This is a genomic window from Clostridium sp. TJA032 (genome assembly GCF_058310275.1).
Genome location: NZ_JBZEFB010000002.1, coordinates 79326 through 99922 on the forward strand (window position 1 = coordinate 79326; position 20597 = coordinate 99922).

21 protein-coding genes are annotated in these 20597 nt (G+C 24.5%); 3 read left to right on the top strand and 18 right to left on the bottom strand.

All coding sequences use genetic code 11. The annotated features are described in order from the left end of the window. Positions 1 to 14 precede the first annotated feature (14 nt). The 12 genes from AC4FRL_RS07495 to AC4FRL_RS07550 form a co-directional block, all read right to left on the bottom strand. Positions 15 to 710, bottom strand: coding sequence for a YveK family protein (locus AC4FRL_RS07495; protein WP_491139599.1), 696 nt, complete (start codon positions 708 to 710; stop codon positions 15 to 17). Between the two features lie 297 nt (positions 711 to 1007). Next, the gene (locus AC4FRL_RS07500) at positions 1008 to 1424 is read right to left on the bottom strand and encodes a hypothetical protein (protein WP_491139600.1); all 417 of its coding nucleotides are present in this window, start codon (positions 1422 to 1424) and stop codon (positions 1008 to 1010) included. 364 nt (positions 1425 to 1788) lie between these two features. Continuing rightward, positions 1789 to 2811 carry an FUSC family protein gene (locus AC4FRL_RS07505; protein ID WP_491139601.1) on the bottom strand — a complete coding sequence of 341 codons (1023 nt, stop codon included), beginning with the start codon at positions 2809 to 2811 and terminating at the stop codon, positions 1789 to 1791. A gap of 276 nt (positions 2812 to 3087) precedes the next feature. Next, positions 3088 to 5310 (bottom strand): HAMP domain-containing sensor histidine kinase, encoded by a 2223-nt coding sequence (locus AC4FRL_RS07510; RefSeq protein ID WP_491139603.1) that lies wholly within the window; start codon positions 5308 to 5310, stop codon positions 3088 to 3090. Continuing rightward, positions 5285 to 5989, bottom strand: a complete 705-nt coding sequence (locus tag AC4FRL_RS07515) for a response regulator transcription factor (RefSeq protein ID WP_491139604.1) — start codon at positions 5987 to 5989, stop codon at positions 5285 to 5287. The genes AC4FRL_RS07510 and AC4FRL_RS07515 overlap by 26 nt, the downstream gene beginning before the upstream one ends. Positions 5990 to 6334: 345 nt before the next feature. Continuing rightward, positions 6335 to 6718 (bottom strand): lactoylglutathione lyase, encoded by a 384-nt coding sequence (gene gloA, locus AC4FRL_RS07520; RefSeq protein ID WP_491139605.1) that lies wholly within the window; start codon positions 6716 to 6718, stop codon positions 6335 to 6337. A gap of 89 nt (positions 6719 to 6807) precedes the next feature. After that, complete coding sequence (locus AC4FRL_RS07525; RefSeq protein ID WP_491139606.1) at positions 6808 to 6981, bottom strand: (2Fe-2S)-binding protein; 174 nt, start codon at positions 6979 to 6981, stop codon at positions 6808 to 6810. A 185-nt stretch (positions 6982 to 7166) separates the two neighbouring features. Continuing rightward, entirely contained in the window at positions 7167 to 7826 is a 660-nt protein-coding gene (locus tag AC4FRL_RS07530) for a ferredoxin-like domain-containing protein (protein WP_491139761.1), read from the bottom strand. 170 nt (positions 7827 to 7996) lie between these two features. Beyond that, positions 7997 to 8677, bottom strand: a complete 681-nt coding sequence (locus AC4FRL_RS07535; RefSeq protein WP_491139607.1) for an ABC transporter ATP-binding protein — start codon at positions 8675 to 8677, stop codon at positions 7997 to 7999. Further along, complete coding sequence (locus AC4FRL_RS07540; protein WP_491139608.1) at positions 8677 to 10272, bottom strand: ABC transporter permease; 1596 nt, start codon at positions 10270 to 10272, stop codon at positions 8677 to 8679. Before AC4FRL_RS07540 ends, AC4FRL_RS07535 begins: the two co-directional genes overlap by 1 nt. Further along, the gene (locus AC4FRL_RS07545) at positions 10272 to 11309 is read right to left on the bottom strand and encodes a Fe(3+) ABC transporter substrate-binding protein (RefSeq protein ID WP_491139609.1); all 1038 of its coding nucleotides are present in this window, start codon (positions 11307 to 11309) and stop codon (positions 10272 to 10274) included. Before AC4FRL_RS07545 ends, AC4FRL_RS07540 begins: the two co-directional genes overlap by 1 nt. Before the next feature lie 227 nt (positions 11310 to 11536). Then, positions 11537 to 12874, bottom strand: coding sequence for a hemolysin family protein (locus tag AC4FRL_RS07550; protein WP_491139610.1), 1338 nt, complete (start codon positions 12872 to 12874; stop codon positions 11537 to 11539). 533 nt (positions 12875 to 13407) lie between these two features. Between AC4FRL_RS07550 and AC4FRL_RS07555 the strand changes: the two genes are divergently transcribed. Both AC4FRL_RS07555 and AC4FRL_RS07560 read left to right on the top strand, forming a co-directional pair. Further along, complete coding sequence (locus tag AC4FRL_RS07555) at positions 13408 to 13821, top strand: YtxH domain-containing protein (protein ID WP_491139611.1); 414 nt, start codon at positions 13408 to 13410, stop codon at positions 13819 to 13821. Positions 13822 to 13892: 71 nt separating this feature from the next. Beyond that, positions 13893 to 14162 carry a hypothetical protein gene (locus AC4FRL_RS07560; RefSeq protein ID WP_491139612.1) on the top strand — a complete coding sequence of 90 codons (270 nt, stop codon included), beginning with the start codon at positions 13893 to 13895 and terminating at the stop codon, positions 14160 to 14162. A 56-nt stretch (positions 14163 to 14218) separates the two neighbouring features. On the opposite strand, the gene AC4FRL_RS07565 is transcribed toward AC4FRL_RS07560, so the two are convergent. Both AC4FRL_RS07565 and AC4FRL_RS07570 read right to left on the bottom strand, forming a co-directional pair. After that, a complete protein-coding gene (locus tag AC4FRL_RS07565) occupies positions 14219 to 14689 on the bottom strand; it encodes a GNAT family N-acetyltransferase (RefSeq protein WP_491139613.1) in 471 nt (156 codons plus the stop codon). Between the two features lie 347 nt (positions 14690 to 15036). Next, positions 15037 to 15873, bottom strand: a complete 837-nt coding sequence (locus AC4FRL_RS07570; protein WP_491139614.1) for a metallophosphoesterase — start codon at positions 15871 to 15873, stop codon at positions 15037 to 15039. A gap of 172 nt (positions 15874 to 16045) precedes the next feature. On the opposite strand from AC4FRL_RS07570, the gene lepB reads away from it, so the two are divergent. Next, positions 16046 to 16588, top strand: coding sequence for a signal peptidase I (lepB, locus tag AC4FRL_RS07575; protein WP_491139615.1), 543 nt, complete (start codon positions 16046 to 16048; stop codon positions 16586 to 16588). Positions 16589 to 16651: 63 nt separating this feature from the next. Here the strand turns inward: lepB and AC4FRL_RS07580 are convergent, their stop codons facing one another. The 4 genes from AC4FRL_RS07580 to trmB all read right to left on the bottom strand — a co-directional run bounded on the left by AC4FRL_RS07580 (position 16652) and on the right by trmB (position 20567). Beyond that, positions 16652 to 17179 (bottom strand): hypothetical protein, encoded by a 528-nt coding sequence (locus AC4FRL_RS07580; protein WP_491139616.1) that lies wholly within the window; start codon positions 17177 to 17179, stop codon positions 16652 to 16654. A gap of 248 nt (positions 17180 to 17427) precedes the next feature. Then, positions 17428 to 18000 (bottom strand): hypothetical protein, encoded by a 573-nt coding sequence (locus AC4FRL_RS07585; RefSeq protein WP_491139617.1) that lies wholly within the window; start codon positions 17998 to 18000, stop codon positions 17428 to 17430. 263 nt (positions 18001 to 18263) lie between these two features. Then, the gene (locus AC4FRL_RS07590) at positions 18264 to 19547 is read right to left on the bottom strand and encodes a glycoside hydrolase family 125 protein (protein ID WP_491139618.1); all 1284 of its coding nucleotides are present in this window, start codon (positions 19545 to 19547) and stop codon (positions 18264 to 18266) included. Between the two features lie 360 nt (positions 19548 to 19907). Further along, positions 19908 to 20567 carry a tRNA (guanosine(46)-N7)-methyltransferase TrmB gene (gene trmB / locus AC4FRL_RS07595; protein ID WP_491139619.1) on the bottom strand — a complete coding sequence of 220 codons (660 nt, stop codon included), beginning with the start codon at positions 20565 to 20567 and terminating at the stop codon, positions 19908 to 19910. Positions 20568 to 20597: the final 30 nt, after the last annotated feature.

Genomic DNA, 20597 nt, shown 5'->3' on the forward strand with positions numbered 1-20597 from the left:
TTTTATCTCCTCCACTAATTAAAACTATCATAATCTGGAATTGTTCCTATAATAGGTAATCCTAAAGTTTTTTCTAAATCATCTCTTGATTTGAAAGTATTATCTAAATATTCTAATAAAATTGCTAATCCTATTCCTATCATTAATCCTAAAACAAATCCAATAATTATATTTAATTTTTTATTTGGACTGCAAGGTTTTTCTGGTAATTGTGCTTTCTGTATAACCTGTACATTGCCATTTGGGATAATTTCTTTAGCCTCAGCAATAAACTCATCTGTTATAGCGTTAGTAATTTTTAAAACCTCTTGTGGATTTTTCCCCTTAAATCCTAAATCTAAAATTTGTGTATCTGCACTAGGTGTTACTTTAAGATTTTTTAAAATAACCTTTAATTCTTGTTGATTATAGCTTATATTAGCTTTATTTAAACCTTTTGTTACTAAATCTGTAGTTTTAGCAAGTTCTGCATAAGTTTTCATAAGTTTTTGATACATCATAACATCATTGTTGTCGTAATTAGTAGTTTCTTTATTCACCTCTTGCTTACCTATAAAAAGTTTAGTAGCTGCCTCAAATTCAGGTTTTATAACAAAAAAATTTAATAAAATTGAAATTAAAGTCACTCCAATAGTAATTAAAGCTATTAATTTCCACCTTTTTCTTAGTGTATAAAAAATTTCTTTTAAACTTATAGTTTTTTCTTCCATTTGTCCTCCCCTTGTATGTTTATTTATTTTTTACATTTTGTTACTTTTATTAACAAAACCCTCATTAAAATATAATAAACTATTTTAACAAATTTATAAAGGTATAAATTTTATTAAAATAATACTATTTATAAAGATATATTTTAAATTAATATAATTAAACATAAGCATTAATTTTTTTACTTTTTTTTCAATATACTTTATTTTTAACTCTATAATTTTATTAATTATTAATCTCTAAAAAGTTAACAATGTAATATTCTACAAAATATTACATTGTTAACTTTATGTTAACATCTACTTGTAGATAATTTTTACTGTAAAAAATTTCATTTTTTTTGCTGCATCCCTCATAACTTTTATACTTAAAGTTCCCCATTTAAAATCCTTTTTAAACCAATTGTCACTAGAAATTTCTTCTTCAAAATTTTGTTTTATCCACTCATCATATAAAGTTTCTTCTTTACTATTAAAATTATCTAAGCTTCTAAGAGATATTTCCTTTATATTACTTCCTAAAAATTCTATATCAACATTAAAATTAACTAAATCATCAATTTTAACTTGATCTAAAATTTCAATTTTACTTTTATTATTAAAATCTAAAAAATTAAAGTTAAAATTCTTCTTTAAAAACCTTTTTAAAAAAAACTTATTACATTTTTTATCTATAACTTTGCTTCCAATCTTTATTTTACCTTTATTTAAATCCATATAATCCCCTCCATAAACTACATAATAATATTTATTTTTGCATAATAAAATTTATCATATAATTTATGTTATCAAAAAAAATATATATAGGTAAATACAAACAATTTTACACATTTCAACAAATTATAATAATTATAATTATATTAAAACACTTTTTTAAATTTTATTTTTAATTTTATTAGATTTTTAACCCAAAATTTATTCATATATCATATTGTTAATAATTTATTTTATATTTCACAAATATTTTTACAAAAAAATATATTAAATTTAGCCACATTATATTTATATTTTCTTTACTAAAACAAAACCATCACTTAAAATCATAGAAATTAAGTAATGGTTTTTTATTCTAATATCTAATTTACTTTTTAACTTTGTCTATACTTCTATCCATATTAGTGTTTGTTGGCTCTAATTTAAGTCTTCCGTATATTACTTTATTTACTATTAGAGCTATTCCAATACCCATTACTATAAATGCTATTCTCATAGGAATTGAAACCCCAGGACTGAATAAAATCATAGCTGATCCTAAAGAGTTTAATGTTACAAAAATTATCTTTACTTTGTACTCTTTAACAAAAGTATAAATATAACTTAATACTAGTAAAATTACTGTACTAAATTGTTCTGGTACTATGTAAACAAATAATACTAAGAAAATGGCTGCTCCTATAATTGTACCAAAAAATCTTTCTTTAACTCTAACTTTTGTATCATCAAAGTATGGTTGAGTTATTGACATAGCTGTCATACTTATCCACATAGATTTTTCAAAATCTAATAAGCTACCAATAAACATAGCTAAAGAAACAGATAAAGCCATTCTCAAAGAGAAGTTAAACTGAAGAGAATTTGTTTTCATATTTTTTATCATTTCACTTATGCTAAGATGTTCTGAATCATCTTTCTTTCTATGTGTAAAATAATAAACAATTGAAATTAATACTCCTGCAGCTAATAAAGCTATTAATCTTTTTGGAAACAGACTCCAATTTACAGGAGTTCCTTCTATAAATATATAACATAAGATAAATGGCAAATAAACTTTTGTTTCCATACGATTAGTAACTAAATAAGCTATTACAAATAAACTTACGAAGTTTACAACTAGTCCTAAAAAAGGATTTATTGTAGACACTTGGCTTGTAACTCCCATAAGCACAAAAGCTAATATAGTTGTTATTATTGCCTCATGTAATTTTAAACACAAGTGAACACTAACAAACATAAGCATTGCTGTAATAGCACAAACTCCAATTAAAGTGTTTTCACTTCCAAAAACAGCTCCAAATAAAGATACAAATGCAATTATTACTATTATTAGTATCAAGTTACTTATAAGAACTTTGGGTGTTAAATTCTTTTTTATGCTTTCTTTCATCCTCATCCTCCTCTTTTCCCTGTAGTTATTTTCTTCTGACAAGCATTATATCATATTTACAAAGCTTAGTTAAATTATCTTTTTAAACAAAAAAGAAGAGTTCAAAGCCTTTAATTATTACTTTGAACTCTATTTCTTTAATTTATTAATATATTCTAGTTTTTTTACACATATTAATACTTTTTACTTATAATTTTAATAAGAAAATCCTATTTGTTTTTTACATTAAATTTAATAAATAAAAGAGTAAATTATAATAATCTGTTATTCTAAAAGCTAAAATTTTCTAAATATTATAATGGCCTTAAATAAATCACCATCTACAACAATATTAAATTTTCCTCCTTGAAGTTCAACAAAACTCTTAACTATAGCAAGACCTAATCCTGCTCCCTCTGTATTACGAGCCTTGTCTCCTCTTACAAAACGTTCTGAAATTTCATTAATATCAAAAGTTATTTCCTCTGCTGATATATTTTTTATCACTATAGAAACTTCTTCCTTTTCATCTTTAATATCTATATATACTCTTGAATTAGGAAGTGCATACTTAACTGCATTTATTATTAGATTTTCAAAAACTCTATAAGTTCTTTGTCCATCTAACTTTAATATAACCTTCTCTCTTGGAAGAGAAAGTCTAACATCTAAAGAGGCTTCTTTTATTTTATCTTCTAATTCTAAAATAACTTCTTTCATTAAATAAGCAACATCAACATCCATAATATTTAAGGTAACATTTCCTGTGGTAGCCTTAGTAACTTCAAATAAATCTTCTATTAACTCCTTTAATCTTAAGGATTTTCTTTCTAAAGTATCTAAATAAGCCTTTCTCTTCTCCTCATCAGTTTCTCCCTTTAACAAATCAACATAAGCGATTATAGAAGTTAATGGAGTTTTTAAATCATGAGAAACATTAGATATAAGCTCTGTCTTCATTCTTTGACTTTTAACTTCTTCCTCAACTGCCTTTTTAAATCCTGATTGTATATTGTTTAATTCATCTCTCATAGGATTAAAAAAGCCACAATCACAATTTTCCTTTTCATCTAAATTTCCTTTAGATATTTCCTTTGTTCTTTCTAAAACTTTATTATAATCTTTTTTTAACTTATCTATATACTTTTTGCCAAAGTAGAATAAAGCAATTGAGTATATAATAGCTAAGAATATTCCAAAGAACCACAATACACAAAATAGTGAAACAATAATAAAGTTTATTCCTATAAGAATCAAAATCATCTTATCACTATTTTTATTTAAATCTATTCCCTTTAGATAATTTGCAAATTTTCTAAATAAAGAAATAACAACATCTTTTAATCTATATATTAAGGATTGTTTTCTTATAAAACTTCTAAAGCCTATATTAAATATATTTTTTATATATAAAATTTCAAAGAATACAAATCCATAAACAAATACAAGGTAAATCCAACCTAAAACATTAGTAAAGGCATTAACATATGGGAATATATTCATCCTAATACCTTCTCCGATTCCATCTTTAAGCATAGCTCCAAGACCTAACCAATAGCCTACAAAACTTAAAAATGCAATAATTAAAATTAAAATTAAGTTAAGCTCTAAAGGCATTTTTGAAAACTTCTTAAAGCCTAAAATTTCTCTTGTATATCTAAACGGAATAAGTAAAGCTAAAAGAATTATAACCACTATACCTACTGTTATGAAAGGTATAGTAGCTAAAAATAAGGCTTTAATTCTACAATTTAAATCTTTATAATATAAACTATCTTTATATTGTAAATTCTTTGGCACAGCATAAACATAAGTCATATTTTCTATTGGCTTTGCTTCATATTTATCCTTATACAAATAATATGGTGAACTCATCTCATTTACTAATCTATTTATTTCCTTATTATTATCTCCATAAACCTCTTTTAATGAAACTTGCCCTTTACTATCATATTTTATAAGAATATAGAATCTAAAGTATTCTTCTAAATCACTTTTATTTACTTTTTTTCCTTTAGCTAAAGCTTCAAGTAACCAATCTTGTTCTCCTTTAGTCTTATAAACTGTATTACCTTCATTATCCATAGCATATACATTTAAATTTCCTAAAGAATTTAAGCTATTTACAAGAGAATTAATTCTTGAATTTACTCTCCTATTTTCTTCAACTATTTTATTTTTAGAAATATCTCTGTCTTCATAGTCATTATTTCTATTTGTATCAACTAAGTCCTTTGAAGGATTTAAAGGCTTATTATTTTCTTTAGCTTTATTCTCTAAATAATCAAAGTATATTCCATAATTAGTTTCTACTATATCTTCTCTTAAATCATAATTATCTAACAAATCATAATTTTTAACATACTCAGAAGCATTTTTATCTATTATAGGATAAGCTAACAAAGAGGCTAAGGAAACAATTCCTATTAATACAAATATAAATATTGAAAAAATAATATTTTTCTTACTAGTTTTTTTAGAATTAACCTTTTCTTTATTGTTTGTCGATTTTATAGCCAACTCCCCACACCACCTTTAAATATTTTGGATTTTTTGGATCTATCTCTATTTTTTCTCTTATATTTCTTACATGAACCATTACAGTATCAGTATTTACTGCATTTTCATTCCATACTCTTTCATAGATTTCTTCTGCTGAAAAAACTCTTCCTGGATTTTTAATAAGTAATTCAAGTATTTTAAATTCAATAGGTGTTAATTTTACCTTTTCACCATCTACTAAAACCTCTTTACTATCAGTATTTACTTCTAATCCTCCAATTATATATGAGTTTTTTTCTTTTCCCTCTTTCTTTACCATACTTAAATATTTAGAATATCTTCTTAACTGAGAATTAACTCTTGCAAGAAGTTCTAAAGGATTAAAAGGTTTTGTTATGTAATCATCTGCTCCAATATTTAATCCTAAAATTTTATCCATATCTTCAGATTTTGCAGATAACATTATTATAGGAAAATCATAGTTTTCTCTAACTTTCATAACCATAGTAGCACCATCCATTTTAGGCATCATTATATCTACAATAGCTAAATGAATATCTTCCTTTTCTATTATTTCTAAACCTTCTATTCCATTGCTACCTTTAAAAACATTGTAACCTTGATTTTTTAAATATATTTCAATAGCCTCTCTTATTTCTTTTTCATCTTCAACAACTAAAATATTATACTTTTCCATTTTTCATTACTTCCTTTTCAATCACTATATTTTATTAGATTAAATAAAGTTTCTATATACCTAATAACTTAAATATATCACTATAAATCTTAACTTATTAAAATAATCTAATATTTTAATATAATGATAGCATATAAAATCTTTAACTTTTAAAAATACCTCTCTTACAAAAAGCTATTTTAAATATATTAAGATTACTAAACTTAATTTTAAAACACCTCCTAAACTTAATATTTTAAATATAACTTAGCCTTTACTATGTCTTTATATTAAAATAAAAAAATAAAGAAACCCTCTAGATAAATCTAAAGATTTTCTAAAGAGTTTCTTAAATATTACTTATTTTTATTTAATTTTAATTACTTCAACTTTATATCCATCTGGGTCTGTTACGAAATAATAAGCTGATGAAGTTTTTGACAATGCTTTTAAAGGTGTAACTTCATATCCTAAAGAAATATGTCTATCTCTTTCTGCTTCTAAATCCTCTACTCCAACAGCTATATGACTAAATCCATTTCCTAAATCATAAGGTTTTTCTTGGTCATAATTATAAGTTAATTCAATCTCATAGCCCTCTTCCTTGTCAGAAAGATAAACTAAAGTAAAGCCCTTATCTTTAAAATCTTTTCTTCTTGTTTCAATAAGACCTAAAGCCTCTTTATAAAATTTTAAAGACTTTTCTAAATCCTTAACTCTTATACAAGTGTGTAACATTTTGCTTTTCATTAAATTTCCTCCTATAATAAATATAAAATTTTTATCTTAATATTTCTAAAAAAAGAGGTGCCTAAAGCAAGGCACCTACTTTCATTAAATTATTTATTCTCTTCTATTAGCTCCTCAATCTTACACTTACATCTAGCTCCACAACAAGCACCTGTTGTAGCTCCTGTTTTTTCTCCAACTTCTTCTACTGAAAGAGCTCCGTCCTTAATAACCTCAACTATCTTTTCTTCTGAAATTCCTTTACATAAACAAATGTTTGACATAATAAAAGTCTCCTCTCAAATCACTTTAATATTTTGCTCAGATTTCTAATTTATTATAATTATTAAATAATAATCTTTATCGTTTAATAAGATAATAACAGATAAAAAACTTTATTGCACACGCCAAATATAAGCATTTTAACTCTTATTAAGTGTATATTTAAGTTTATTCTTAATTTTCTAAATTATGCTAATGTTTTCTTCCTAAAACTTTCAATTCCTATTCTTTCTATAAAGTTTCCTAACTTTTCTCCAGGCATAGCTTCTTCTTTATAAATAGCTAAAACCTTATCAACTATTTTTAAAGCTTCTTGTTCCTTAACATCTTTAATTAATATATTCGCCATCCTTTGATTATATCCTGCTGAACCTCCTACAGTTATTAAAAAACCTTCTTTATCTGCTATAACTCCAATATCTTTTGCATAGACACTTCCACAAGCGTTTCTACATCCAGATACTCCAATTTTAGTTCTACAGGGCATATCCATATGCTTATATTTATTTAAAATTTTCATACCAGTACCTATTGTGTTAAATTTTGACCTTTTACAAAATCCAGCTGGACACATCTCAACATTTTTTATTGAATTTTGTTTCTTAACAGCAGGTTCCATTCCTAATTCTCTCCATATACTAGGTAAGTCTTCCCCTTTTAAATTAGTTATTAAAATTCTTTGACCAGAAGTTATCTTTATAACTCCATTGTATTTCTTAGCTACCTTTGCAATGTTTTCTAGTTGTTCTGGTGTAATAAAGCCTCCTGGAATATGAGGAGTTATTCCAAAAGTTCTTTTTTCCTCTCTAATTTTTTGTAAGTTTCCATAGTTAGTACCACTAATCATTTTAGGTATATTATTTTTTAAATTATTCACTAAATGTCCTCCTCTAAACTTTAAATATAAATCATTATTAGTATACACTAAAGCTATAAAAAAATAGGTAACTTATGTTACACATAAAATAAAAGATGACATAAGAATTTATCCTTATCTTATGCCATCTTTTTTAATTTTTATACTAATAAACTTTCAATTAAATCTGATTTTACTATTTTCCCATCTTTTAATTCTATAAACTTATTTGCTAAAGCTTTTGCATCTTTCCTATCATGAGTTACAAAAATAGAAGTTATTTTTGATTTTTTAAGTATATCTCTTATTTCTTCTCTTATTTTTTCTTGAAGATTAGCATCTAAGTTAGAAAAAGGTTCATCTAGCAAAAGAACTGCTGGTTTAGGTGCTATAGCTCTAGCTATTGCAACTCTTTGTTGTTGTCCTCCACTTAATTCATAAGGATATTTATTTTCATGTTCTAAAAGATTAACAAGTTTAAGCATTTCCTTTGATATCTCTTCTTTTTCTTTTTTGCTCTTATTTTTAAGACCAAACTGAATATTTTTTTTAACAGTCATATGAGGAAATAATGCATAATCTTGAAAAACCATTCCAACACCTCTTTTTTCTGCCTCAATAAAAATGTCCTCTGAAAAAACTAACTTTTCTCCAATTTTAATTTTTCCCTTACTTGCCTCTTCTAAACCAGCTATTATTCTAAGTATTGTGCTTTTCCCACTTCCACTTTCTCCTAAAATAGCTAATATATCTCCTTTTTCTAAATTCATATTAAAATTATAAATAATATCTTTTTTAGAATTTGGATATTTAAAATTCAATCCCTCAGCCTTAATATACATTATTTTTCCTCCTTATCTGCAACTTTATATAAGAAATATATAGCTAAAAAGCTAATAAATACTATTATTAAAGATGGTATAGACGATTCTGGAATCATCTCATCATTAGCATATTCAAATACCTTTGTAGATAAGGTATAAAAATTAAATGGTCTTAAAGTTAAAACCAATGGAAGTTCTTTTATTATATCAACAAAAGTTAAAGCAAAAGCTCCTAAAATTGCAGGTTTTAATAAATGTATATCAACCTTAAAGAAAGTTTTAGTTCTACCATAACCTAAAGTTCTTGAAGCTTCAGTAAATTTATTTCCTATCTTTTCAAAGCCCCCTTCTATATTCTGATATCCTATTGCTAAAAACCTTATTATATAAGCAAATACAAGCACTAAAATACTTGTGCTTAAAGCTAAACCTTTAATTTTACTTTCTATATTAGAGAAAAATAAAATCATTGTTATAGCAACCACAGCCCCAGGAAGAGAGTATCCTATTAAAGTTACTTTACTATAAACTTTTCCTAAAATTCCCTCATTACTTCTTACATAGTTTGCAACTATTAAAGCCATAATTACAATAATTAAACTACATAAAGATGCAAGAAATACAGAATTAAATATCATGTTTAAGAATTGACTATAATATATATTTTTATAACTTTTAATAGACCAAAGAACCATTTGAACAACAGGTATTAAAAATCCTAAAGCAAAAATTATAAAACAATATAAAATAGCTATATATTTACTAAATCCTTCAAGCTTCTTTCTCTTTAAAGGTCTAATCTTTGTATTTGTAAAACTAAACTTTCTCCTTCCTCTTAAAAACTTTTCAAAAGCAAGTATAATAAAGACTGTAACCATAAGTATTGATGACAATCTTATAGCAGAATCTACATCACCTAAAGATATCCAACTTTTAAATATAGCAGTACTAAAACTTTGAACTCCTAAATATGAAACAACTCCATAATCACTTAAAACCTCTAAAGCAATTAAAGTTCCCCCTGCAACTATAGCCCCTCTACTTACAGGTATTATTACTTTAAAAAATATCGCTATAGGACCTATTCCTAAAAGTCTAGCACTTTCTATTAAACCTGATGATTGTTTTTCTAAAAAACTTCTAGTTATCATATACACATAAGGAAATAAAAATAAGGTAAATATAAAGATTGCTCCCTTTATAGACATAATATCAAAATACTTTTGATTCACATCAAACCCTAAAAAATTTCTAAAAAATCTTTGTACAAAACCTGTATAGCTTAATATTCCAGAATATGTGTAAGCTCCAATATAAGGTGGTATGGCTAAAGGAAGTATTAAAGCTAGCTTAAAAAATTTTCTAAAAGGAAAATCATAAGATGCTACTAACCAAGCTAAAGTTAAACCTATTAAAATACTTAATAAAACAGTAAAGAAAACAACTATTATAGAAGTTACTACATAATCTTTCAATAAATATTCCTTTATATGATACCAAGTGCTATTAGGACTTTTAAATAAGTGAAGTATAACATCTAAATTAGGTATAATGATAAGCAAACTAATTATAGCACTTAAAATTGCCCAACCATTAAATCTAAATCTTTTCATTATTTCCATCCTACTTGATCAAATATTAATGTAGCTTTTTCTTTTTCCTCTCCTAATGTTTCATAATTTAAATCTTGAACTGTAAAATCTCCCCAAGATTTTTGAAGTTCACTTTTTCCAACTTTAGGATTCAATGAAAATTCTCCATTTTCATCAACATAAGCTTTTTGAGCTTTTTCATCTGTTAAATACTCTAAAAGTGCAATAGCATTATTCTCATTTTTGCTATTTTTCATAAGAGCCCCAAAACTTAAGTTTAAATGAGTATTTTCTGGGAATAAAACTCCTATTTCTTTTCCAACCTTAGCTTCTTCTTCATCAGAGGATGAAATCATTTTAGCTATGTAATAAGAGTTCATTATTCCAACATCTCCAATACCAGCTATTATAGCTTTTGCTTGGTCTCTATCATTTCCCTCTGGAGTTCTAGCAAAATTATTTACCATTCCTTCAGCCCAGGATTTTGCATAATCCTCTCCTTTTAATTGTATAAATGATGCTAATAAAGCATTATTATATGATGAACTTGAACTTCTAGTTAAAACTTTCCCTTTAAATTCTTCTTTAATTAAGTCATCATATGTCTTTATTGAATCTTTATTTACTTTATCCTTATTATAAACAATGATTCTAGCTCTAGAAGTTAAGCCAACCCAATTCTCTCCTCTATATTCCTTAGGTATATTACTCTCTATTTTCTCTGAAGATACTTCTTTTAATAAATCTTTCTTCTTTAAAGTAGTAATATTCTCTGCACCTACAGTTAAAAATAAATCTGCTGAACTTTTATCTCCTTCTCTTGAAATTCTCTCAATCAATTCATCACTTTTTCCCTCAACTAAGTTAACCTTTATTCCAGTTTCTTCTTCAAAATCTTTAAATAATTTTTTATCTACATCATAATGTCTTGAGGAATAAACGTTAACCTCTTTACTTTCTCCCTTAACTTCTTTTTCCTTATTACTACATCCAGCCAAAACTCCCATAGTCATAACTGTAGCTATTGCTAAAACTAATATTTTTTTTCTTTTTAACATTTATTTTCCCCCTTAAACTTTCAAATTTTTAATAAATATATTAAAAATACGACTTAATTTTGATAAATTAATAAAATTAGCACTCTCTGTTTAAATGATACTGATTATCATTTTTAATGTCAAGCTTTTAATTTTATATTTAAAATTTATTTTTAATTTATACATATTTGCTAAAATAAAAAAAGGTAGTAAATTCTTTAAATTTACTACCTTGATTATTTATAAACTTAACTATTTAATACAACTTCAGAATTAAATGAAGAAGTATTATTTAAATAAATTTTTAATTTTTCAATTCTCTTTTTATTAGTTTTACAAACTTGGAAAGAAAGATTGTTATATTCAATCATTTGATTTTCCTTTTGCGGAATATTTCCTATTAAGTTAACAACAAAACCACCTATAGTCTCTATATTCTGACTTTCAAGATTTAGGTTTAAAGAATCATTTAGCTTGTCTAATGTTAATAAACCGTCTACTACATAGGTATTATTATCTATCTTATCTATGTAGCTTTCTGAATCGTCATATTCATCTAATATATCACCCATAACTTCCTCAATTAAATCTTCTATAGTAACTATTCCAGAAAATCCACCGTACTCATCTATTATTACAGCCATATGTTGTTTGCTATCTTGTAATTCCTTAAATAAATCATCTATAGCTTTATTCTCAAGAACAAAATATGCTGGACGTATTAACTCATCTAGTTTAATATTATCCATACCAATTTTTACAACTGCCTCAAAGAAATCCTTTAAATAAAGAATTCCAACTATGTTGTCCTTACTTTCATTATAAACTGGAACCCTTGAAAATTGCTCGCTTATAAGTTTTTTAGCAATAACCTCATTTTGAGTATTTGATTTTATTGCAAAAACCTCTCCCCTAGGAGTCATAACTTCCTTAACTATTTTATGATCAAACTCAAAAATATTATCTAACATATCCTTTTCAGTTTTATCAATTACTCCATTTTCTTCTCCTATATTTATCATAGATTTTATCTCATCTTTAGATACTGTTTCTTTATTGGAAACCTTATTTAAGCCTAAAATCTTTATAAATAAATTCGTTGAAGATGAAAGTATTTTTACAAAAGGTTTTGATATTTTAGAAATAAAATTGATTGGTCTTATAGACATTAAAGCAATTTCCTCTGGTTTTTGTAAAGCTATTCTCTTTGGAAGTAACTCTCCAAATACTAATGTTACATAAGATAAAAGAACAGTTATAACTATAACTGAAATAATGTTGCTGTAAGGAATATTTAGCTTGTACATGAAATTAGCTAGAGTTTCTGAAATGCTAGTAGCTGCTGATGCACTGGCAAAAAAACCTGCAAAAGTTATTCCTATTTGAATAGTAGATAAAAAATTGCCTGGAGATTTTAAAACCTTTTTTAATAAAAGAGCTTTTTTATTTCCCTTTTCTGCAAGCATTTTTATCTTTGATTTATTTACAGATACCATTGCCATCTCTGCTGCTGCAAAGAATGCATTAATTAAGATAAGAATTAATATTAGAATAATTTTTGGTAAAATACTGGGACTCGGGTCCATTCTTTAACTCCTCCTCTAAAAAAATAATTTTTTATTTATCTTATAGTTAATTGAAATAAAATATACTTATAAGATAAGTAATTTTAAATCATAATACCATAACGGTGTTTTTTATTCAATTATATAATATGCACAATTTAGGCTAAATTATACTAAATAAATAATTTAAGTCACTTATTATATTTATTACATATATTTGAAAAACAATACTATAACTTTTTAATTTTAAGTTTTCTTTTAATGTAATAATTAATAATTATGCATTTATTTTTATTAAAGTGCTTTGTTTTTAATAAAAATATTATATTTTTTAAATTTATTATTTTTCCTGTAATTTATTTCACTTATCATAATATATATTTATTAAAGAAGGAAATCTATTATATAAAAAATATAATTAAATTTAAATATTATAAAAATAACAAAATAAATTTCTACGCTAATTGTATTAAGTAATAATTATTATTGATTTTTTTGTACTATATAGTATAATTTAATTAACGATATGTATAAATTATTGGGAGGTATGAATAATGAGTTTAGCAAAATTAATAGAAGAAAAAAGAAAAGCTAAGGCTAGAGCCGAAAGAAATAAAAAAGCTAAAGTTGCTGTAACTGGAGCTGCCGTTGGTACTTTAGCTGGAGTATTAGGTGGTTTACTATTTGCTCCTAGATCTGGAAAAGAAACAAGAGAAGAATTAAAAGAGAGTTCAAGAAAAGTAGCTCAAAAATTAAATGATAAAAATAATGAATTTAAAGAGAATTTAAATACACAAATTGAAAAAGGTAGAGAAAATATAACTGAAGCAAAATGCAAAATAAAAGAATATTTAAACAACAAGAAATGTAAACATCATGAAGAAGCTGTAGAAGAAAATAAACTTCCTGTTGAGGTTTTAGATGAATCTACTTCTTCTGAAAATGAAGAAGTTAATAAATCTAAATAATAAGTATGTATATAGATTTAAACTTTATTTACATTATACTAGCTTTACTAGGTTGTGTGGCTATTGTCTATTTGATACTAACATTAAACAAAGTTTTAAAGTTAGTGTCAAATATAAATAGTCTTATAGACCAAAATAAGGACAACCTTACTAAAACAATTAACGATTTACCTGAAATAGCTAATAATGTAAATGACACTTGTCAAAATATAAAAGACATATCTGATGTGGCAACAGAAACTACAGCTGAATTAATAGTTGCTAAAGAACATATAGAATCTAACGTTGAAATTGTAAAAGAAATCGTTAGAATAGTTAGTCAAGTTTTCTTTAAAAAATAACAAAACTCATTCCAAGGCAAATCTTTAAAGATTTTTTTGGAATGAGTTTTATTATTTTATCTTTCAAATCCTAATTTATCAAAATTAACTAAAGATTTTTCATTATATTCTCCTGTATTAATCTTAGTTGCACCTTTTATATCTTTTATCATTTTATTAGCTTTTGCAATAAGTATATTCTCTAATCCTTTTTCTTTATACTTAGGAATAATAGCTAGATACTTTATATCTTGAAGTCCTTCTTCTTTATTGCTAGGTATTAACATTAATGTCCCAACTCTAACCCCTTCTGCATCTTCAAGAAATATGCAACGATTTTTAAAATCTTTTTTTAATGCACTTTCTTCTTCAAAAATTTTTCTAATTGCTTTTTGATAATCCTTAAAAACCCCTGCTGAATACTGAATATAAGCCCAATTATTTTCATCTCCAAATCTAAAATTAGTAAACCTATATCCATCTGGTAAGGAAGTATTATAAATTTTTTCAAATTTATTTTCTTTTTCTGTTTTCTCGTTCTTTTCCATTTATAATCTCCTCCAATATAAATATTTATCTTAATGCTTTTCTACTATTTTTTTATTTCCTTATTCTATATATTATAATTTTACATTATAATTTGAATCTATTAATTACAGCAATATTATTTTATAACATTTATTCTTCTAATTATCTAATATATAATTAATATTTATATATACAAGTTAATAACTTAATAAAATAAATCATTATAAAATACAAAAAAGCTATTTTAACTTACTAAAAAGTACTTTAAAATAGCTATAAATTATTTAATATAATATCTTTCCTTCTGAATTCATATAATAATAACATTAATAATTATTTGCTAATTTATATTTATAGAACAATTTATTTATCTAAGAGTTATTAAACTTATTTCTGGTCTATTAATTACTCTTAGTTTTAATAAATCACATCCTAAACCTTTGCTTAGAATCATTGAGGAATCTTTCTTTATAAAAATATCTTTATTTCTTTCCACAAAATTATTAAATATATAATTATTTATTATTTTTGTATATCCTGCAAAAGTTATATCACTTCCCCATCTTACATAACTTTCAAAGTTAACAACATCATTTGTTAAAACAATATTAAATTCACTCTTATTAGCAGTTCCTATTTTGTTAAATATTTCATTCTTTAAAAAAGACTTATGGTTATTTTCTTTAATGTAATTTTTTATTTTTTCTTTCTCTATGTAAATTCCATAAATATTTAATTTATCTTCAGATTTTATAATTGATACCTTATTGTTATTTAATATAATTACCCCAATATCTTTTAAAGCTTTTAAATATTTTAAAAAAATTTCTTCCCCTTTCTTTAACAATACCTCTTTATCTCCTAAAGAATAATATATAGGATAAAAAGTTCTTAATTTTTTACATAAGTCAAAAAATATACAATCATTTTCTGAAAAACGTTTTAAACTTACACCAGTTACAAAAATAATATCTGGATTTAATTTATCAATTTTTTCTAATACTCTAATGCTTTCTTGACCAAATCTTTTACCATATAAATTGTTTAAATGCAATATTTTAAAGCCCTTAAAATTTTTTGGAGTTTTTTTTGAAAAAAGCTCATACTCTTTTATAAGAATACTGTTATTCTCATAAATTAAATAAGTTGTAGCCAAAATACCTAAAGCTGAAGAAACCTTTATAAAATTTGATAAATCTTTCATAAAAATAAAACATCCTTATAATATCTTATATATTTATATATGAAAATGCTTATACAATTAAAACTTTACTTTATTTTCTTTTATTTCCATTTTATTCTATTTTATGATATTATTTACTTAAGATAGGAGGTGAGTATTGTTGTAATAAAGTTAAAATTACAACAAATTATATATGTATTTATTAAGAGAAAAAAAATCATCTACTTTAAGCAAAAAATCTAAATTTAAAATAAGCTTTTTAACTTTATTTTGTTTAATTTTTTTTCTATCTTCCTATCTACTAACAAATCACCTATTATATAAGGCCTATATCCCTACAGGTTCTATGAAACCTACAATAATGGAAGAAGACCAATTAATTGTTAGCAAAATTTATACAAAAATTAAAAGAGGTGATATTTTTGTTTTTAATCATGAATCCTCTAAAGAACTTCTTATAAAAAGAGTAATTGGACTTCCTGGTGAAAAAGTAGAATTAAAAGATGGACTTTTATATGTAAATGACAATTTAATAGAGGAGCCTTATGTAAAAAATAATGAATCAATAAATAAGACTTTTTATGTTCCTAAGGAAAATTATTTATTTTTTGGTGATAATAGAATAAGCTCCCAAGATGCAAGAAAGTGGGAAAATCCCTATGTTCCTAAGGAAAATTTAGATGGAAAAGCTTTATTTAGAGTTTTCCCTAAGGATAGAATTGGTTTTTTAAAATAAATAATTTAAGCTATTGTTAACTTTCAAAATTTTAAAAGTTAACAATAGCTTAAATTAAGAACTTTATTTTTCATTTATAAATATAACAATCATATAAATTGCATACATACTTAAAACCAACATTAAAGATGTAAAAACAGACATAATCATTTTCATAATATATATGTAAGAGGAGTTTTTTTCTAAAGTATTTTTAACATTTTCTTGTATATTAGAAAGATAATAATTAACTTCTCTTTTTTCCTTAGGAGATAAATTCTCTTCTAAACTCTTATTATCCTTTGATAAAACATAAAGTTCAACATCTCTTGAAACATCTTGAATATTGTATTCTTCAGTATTTGCTAATACATCTAAAGTCATCATTTCCTCTGGAGTTAAAAAAGAATATTTATAATAAACCTCTGGTATGCCTAATTTATTTTTTTCTCTAACATAATCTCTATAAACTCTTCCTCTCTTTATTACTTTAGAATTTATATCCCAATTGCAATTAATATAATATAGGTCATAAACTCTAAAAGTTATAGGTACTAATATTAAAATTAGCAAAATTACTCTCCATAAAAACCCTAATTTTTTCTTAACCATATAAATCCCCTCCAAAAGTTTTAAATATAACAAAAAGTCCTATAAGCTAAGGGATACTTATAGGACAAATGCATATATATATGAAATATAGGGAAATTAGGTTTATGCTTTAACCTGTTAATATTATATTAACATACTGTTACTTAATTTACAAGTATTTTTTCAAAAAATAAACATTTTTTGATTTGAATTCCCATGTATTATATTGTTAATCTATTTAAAGTACTTTTTTATAGTATATTTTTGTATTAATCACTATACTTATATTTATTTTTATAGAAAATATCTAAAGATTCTTTATAAATACCAATTACTAAAATTTCATTAAATCTTTTTAATTCTATAACCTCTTGAGCTTCCATATCTAAATTATTGCTATCTTCACACAAATAAACTATTAAATAAGATTCCTTATCATTAAATATAACCTTATCTATAATAACAGGAAATTTAATTATATCTTCACCGATTAAAATATCAACAGCTCTAAAAGCATCAGAAACAGACTTAGCACTTTCCCCTCTATCTCTAAGCATATTTATAAACCAATTTTCATATTCTTCTAGTGTTTTTTTAGGTATTTCAAAATTTACTAAGGTTTTATCATTTTTAAAATATGTTTTTAAAATTTCTTTTGTAACCTTTTTATTGCTATTTCTAAACTGATTAAATTTATCTTTAGATTCTATAGTTATATCTCTTTTTTCACTTTCTTCAACTTCAATTTCATTATCAATAAAATTTATAACAATCTCATTTTTATCACAACTTACTAGGTTTAAAGTAAATAATATAAGAATTATTAGGCTTAACTTTTTCATAATTTCACCTCAGTATATTTTTACCTTTTAACCCAAAACCTATTCAAAAAATTATACAAATTAAAGGCTATATAAAAACAATTAAATAAATAAATAATAATTGTTTCTATATAGCCTTTTAAACTATAAAATATATATTTAACTTAATTAGAAGTCTTATTAAAGAGTATTAAAAATAAAATTTTAAACAACAATGGAGATAGTGTATAGAAGAGTTTGCCTCCTTAAATACTTCTTAATTAAGTTGAATAAGCAAAATTATTTTATTTTTTATTTATAACTTTCTCATATATAAAATGTGAGAATAATGAATTTGACCATGCAAACCATGCTCTTGTAAACTTAGTAGGGTCATCTACATCAAATCCTTCATGCATATATCCAGTTCCAGCATCAGTTTCTTTTAAAAGATTTACTAAATTATTTATTTCTTCTTGATTATTTGTAGTTAATCCTTGCATTGATAAAGCTATATGCCATATATATCTATCTGGTGTATGTGGACTACCTATTCCTTTAGCAACCTTTCCTTCAAAGAAAAATCTATTATTTTTACTTAGTATAAACTTTCTAGTATTTTGATAAACCTCATCATCTATATCTTTATACTCTAAATAAGGAATTGATAAAAGGCTTGGCACATTAGCATCATCCATAAAATTATAATTACCCATGCCGTCAGTTTCATATGCATAAACATATCCAAAACCTTCTTTATAGACTTTTCCATACTTCTCTATAGCCTTATCTATTTCTTCTCTTAATAAGTTAGCTTTTTCTTTAAGCTCATTATCTTTATAAACCTTCTCTGCAATTTCTGAAATATATCTTAAAATAACTACTGCAAACATATTAGAAGGAATTAAATATCCATATTCACAAGCATCATCACTTGGTCTAAAGCCTGACCATGTCATTCCAGTATAAGTAACAGGAGTTCCTAATCCCTCATGGCTTAAAGTATCTGTTACTGAGCAATTTAACCTTTGGAAACTATAATCTGATTTTTCTCTATGATTTTGCTCTACTTTAAAAAGGTCTATTATAATATTAAATGCCTTTTTAATATCCTCATTAAAGAATGTTTCATCTCCAGTTTCCTTCCAATATTTATATATTAATCTAACAGGATAGCATAAGGAATCTATTTCATACTTTCTCTCCCAAACCCATGGACTATCCTTAGTTATATCATTGTCCCATTTTTGACCATTAGGTTCCTTATTAAAAGCATTTGCATAAGGATCTATGAATATACATTTTATCTGTCTATTTATTAACCCAGTAAATATATCTTTTAACTCCTCATACTCTTTGACAAAAGGAAGATAATGTTCTACTTGTGAAGTTGAGTCTCTAAGCCACATAGCTGGAATATCTCCAGTTATTACAAAGGCATCTCCCTCTGAAACTTCCACAGTTGTATCCATTGTATTTATAAAACAGTTATAAAACAATTCTTTTAACTTATCATCCTCTATTTTATTTGATAAATCTCTACCAATTTTTTTTACAATATCTTTTAATTGATTAGTTGAAGCACTCATTTCCCTTTTCCCCCAAAATTCACCTATTTATTCTTTAGCTATATTTATAAAAACTAAATTAAAATCCACTTAAATTTTTCCAAAAATTTATTAATTCTTATCTAAAATAATTTTAATAATTAGTCAAAGTTCACCATAAAAATTTTTAAAAGATGAACTTTAGATTAATTGTATACCATTTCACCAAGGTAATAAATATACTTTTTTAAAGTTTTTTATCTTTCTGAAATTTATCACTTAAATCTAGAAACTAGACAAGTTTAATATAAATATATTCTTTATATAAAAATAAAGCTTATATATTAAAAAAAGCTAGAGGACTTTTATATCCTCTAGTTTTTTTAAAATTTAAAGTGAAAACTATAATTTTTTAGCTATTAAAAATTTTATTTTTATTCCTTCTTTTGAGAACATATCCTCATGTTCTGTTATTACATTATTTTCATATCCACTATTGTGTAGGTCATAAGTTATATAAGTTATATCAAAATTACATTCTTTAAAATACTCTAAAGACTCCTCAAAAAGATTATCGTCATCAGTTTTAAAATGTATTTCTCCACCATCAACTAAAAAATCTTTATACTTTGTTAACTGTCTAGTGTGAGTTAATCTTCTTTTTTTATGCCTATCTTTAGGCCATGGATTACAAAAGTTTATATAAATTCTCTCTATTTTATCATTGCTATCTAATATAGTATCTATTAAAGCAATTTCTTGAGGCATTAACTTAACATTATCTAAAGGTTGATTTTTTTCCTCATATGCTTTTTCTATATTTCTTTTAGCTAAAACAAGCACTTCATCTTTTATATCTATAGCTATATAATTTATATCTGGATGGTCAGAACCATGTACAGCCATAAATGTTCCTTTTCCACATCCTAATTCTAAATATATTGGGTTTTCTGTATTTTTAAAAGTATTTTTCCAATTCCCTTTATTTTCTTTTGGATTAGCTACAAAAAAGTCGCATGCTTCTAATTCTGGTCTAGCCCAAGGCTTTCTTCTCATTCTCATTTTAAAATCCACTCCATCCTTTAGTTTCAG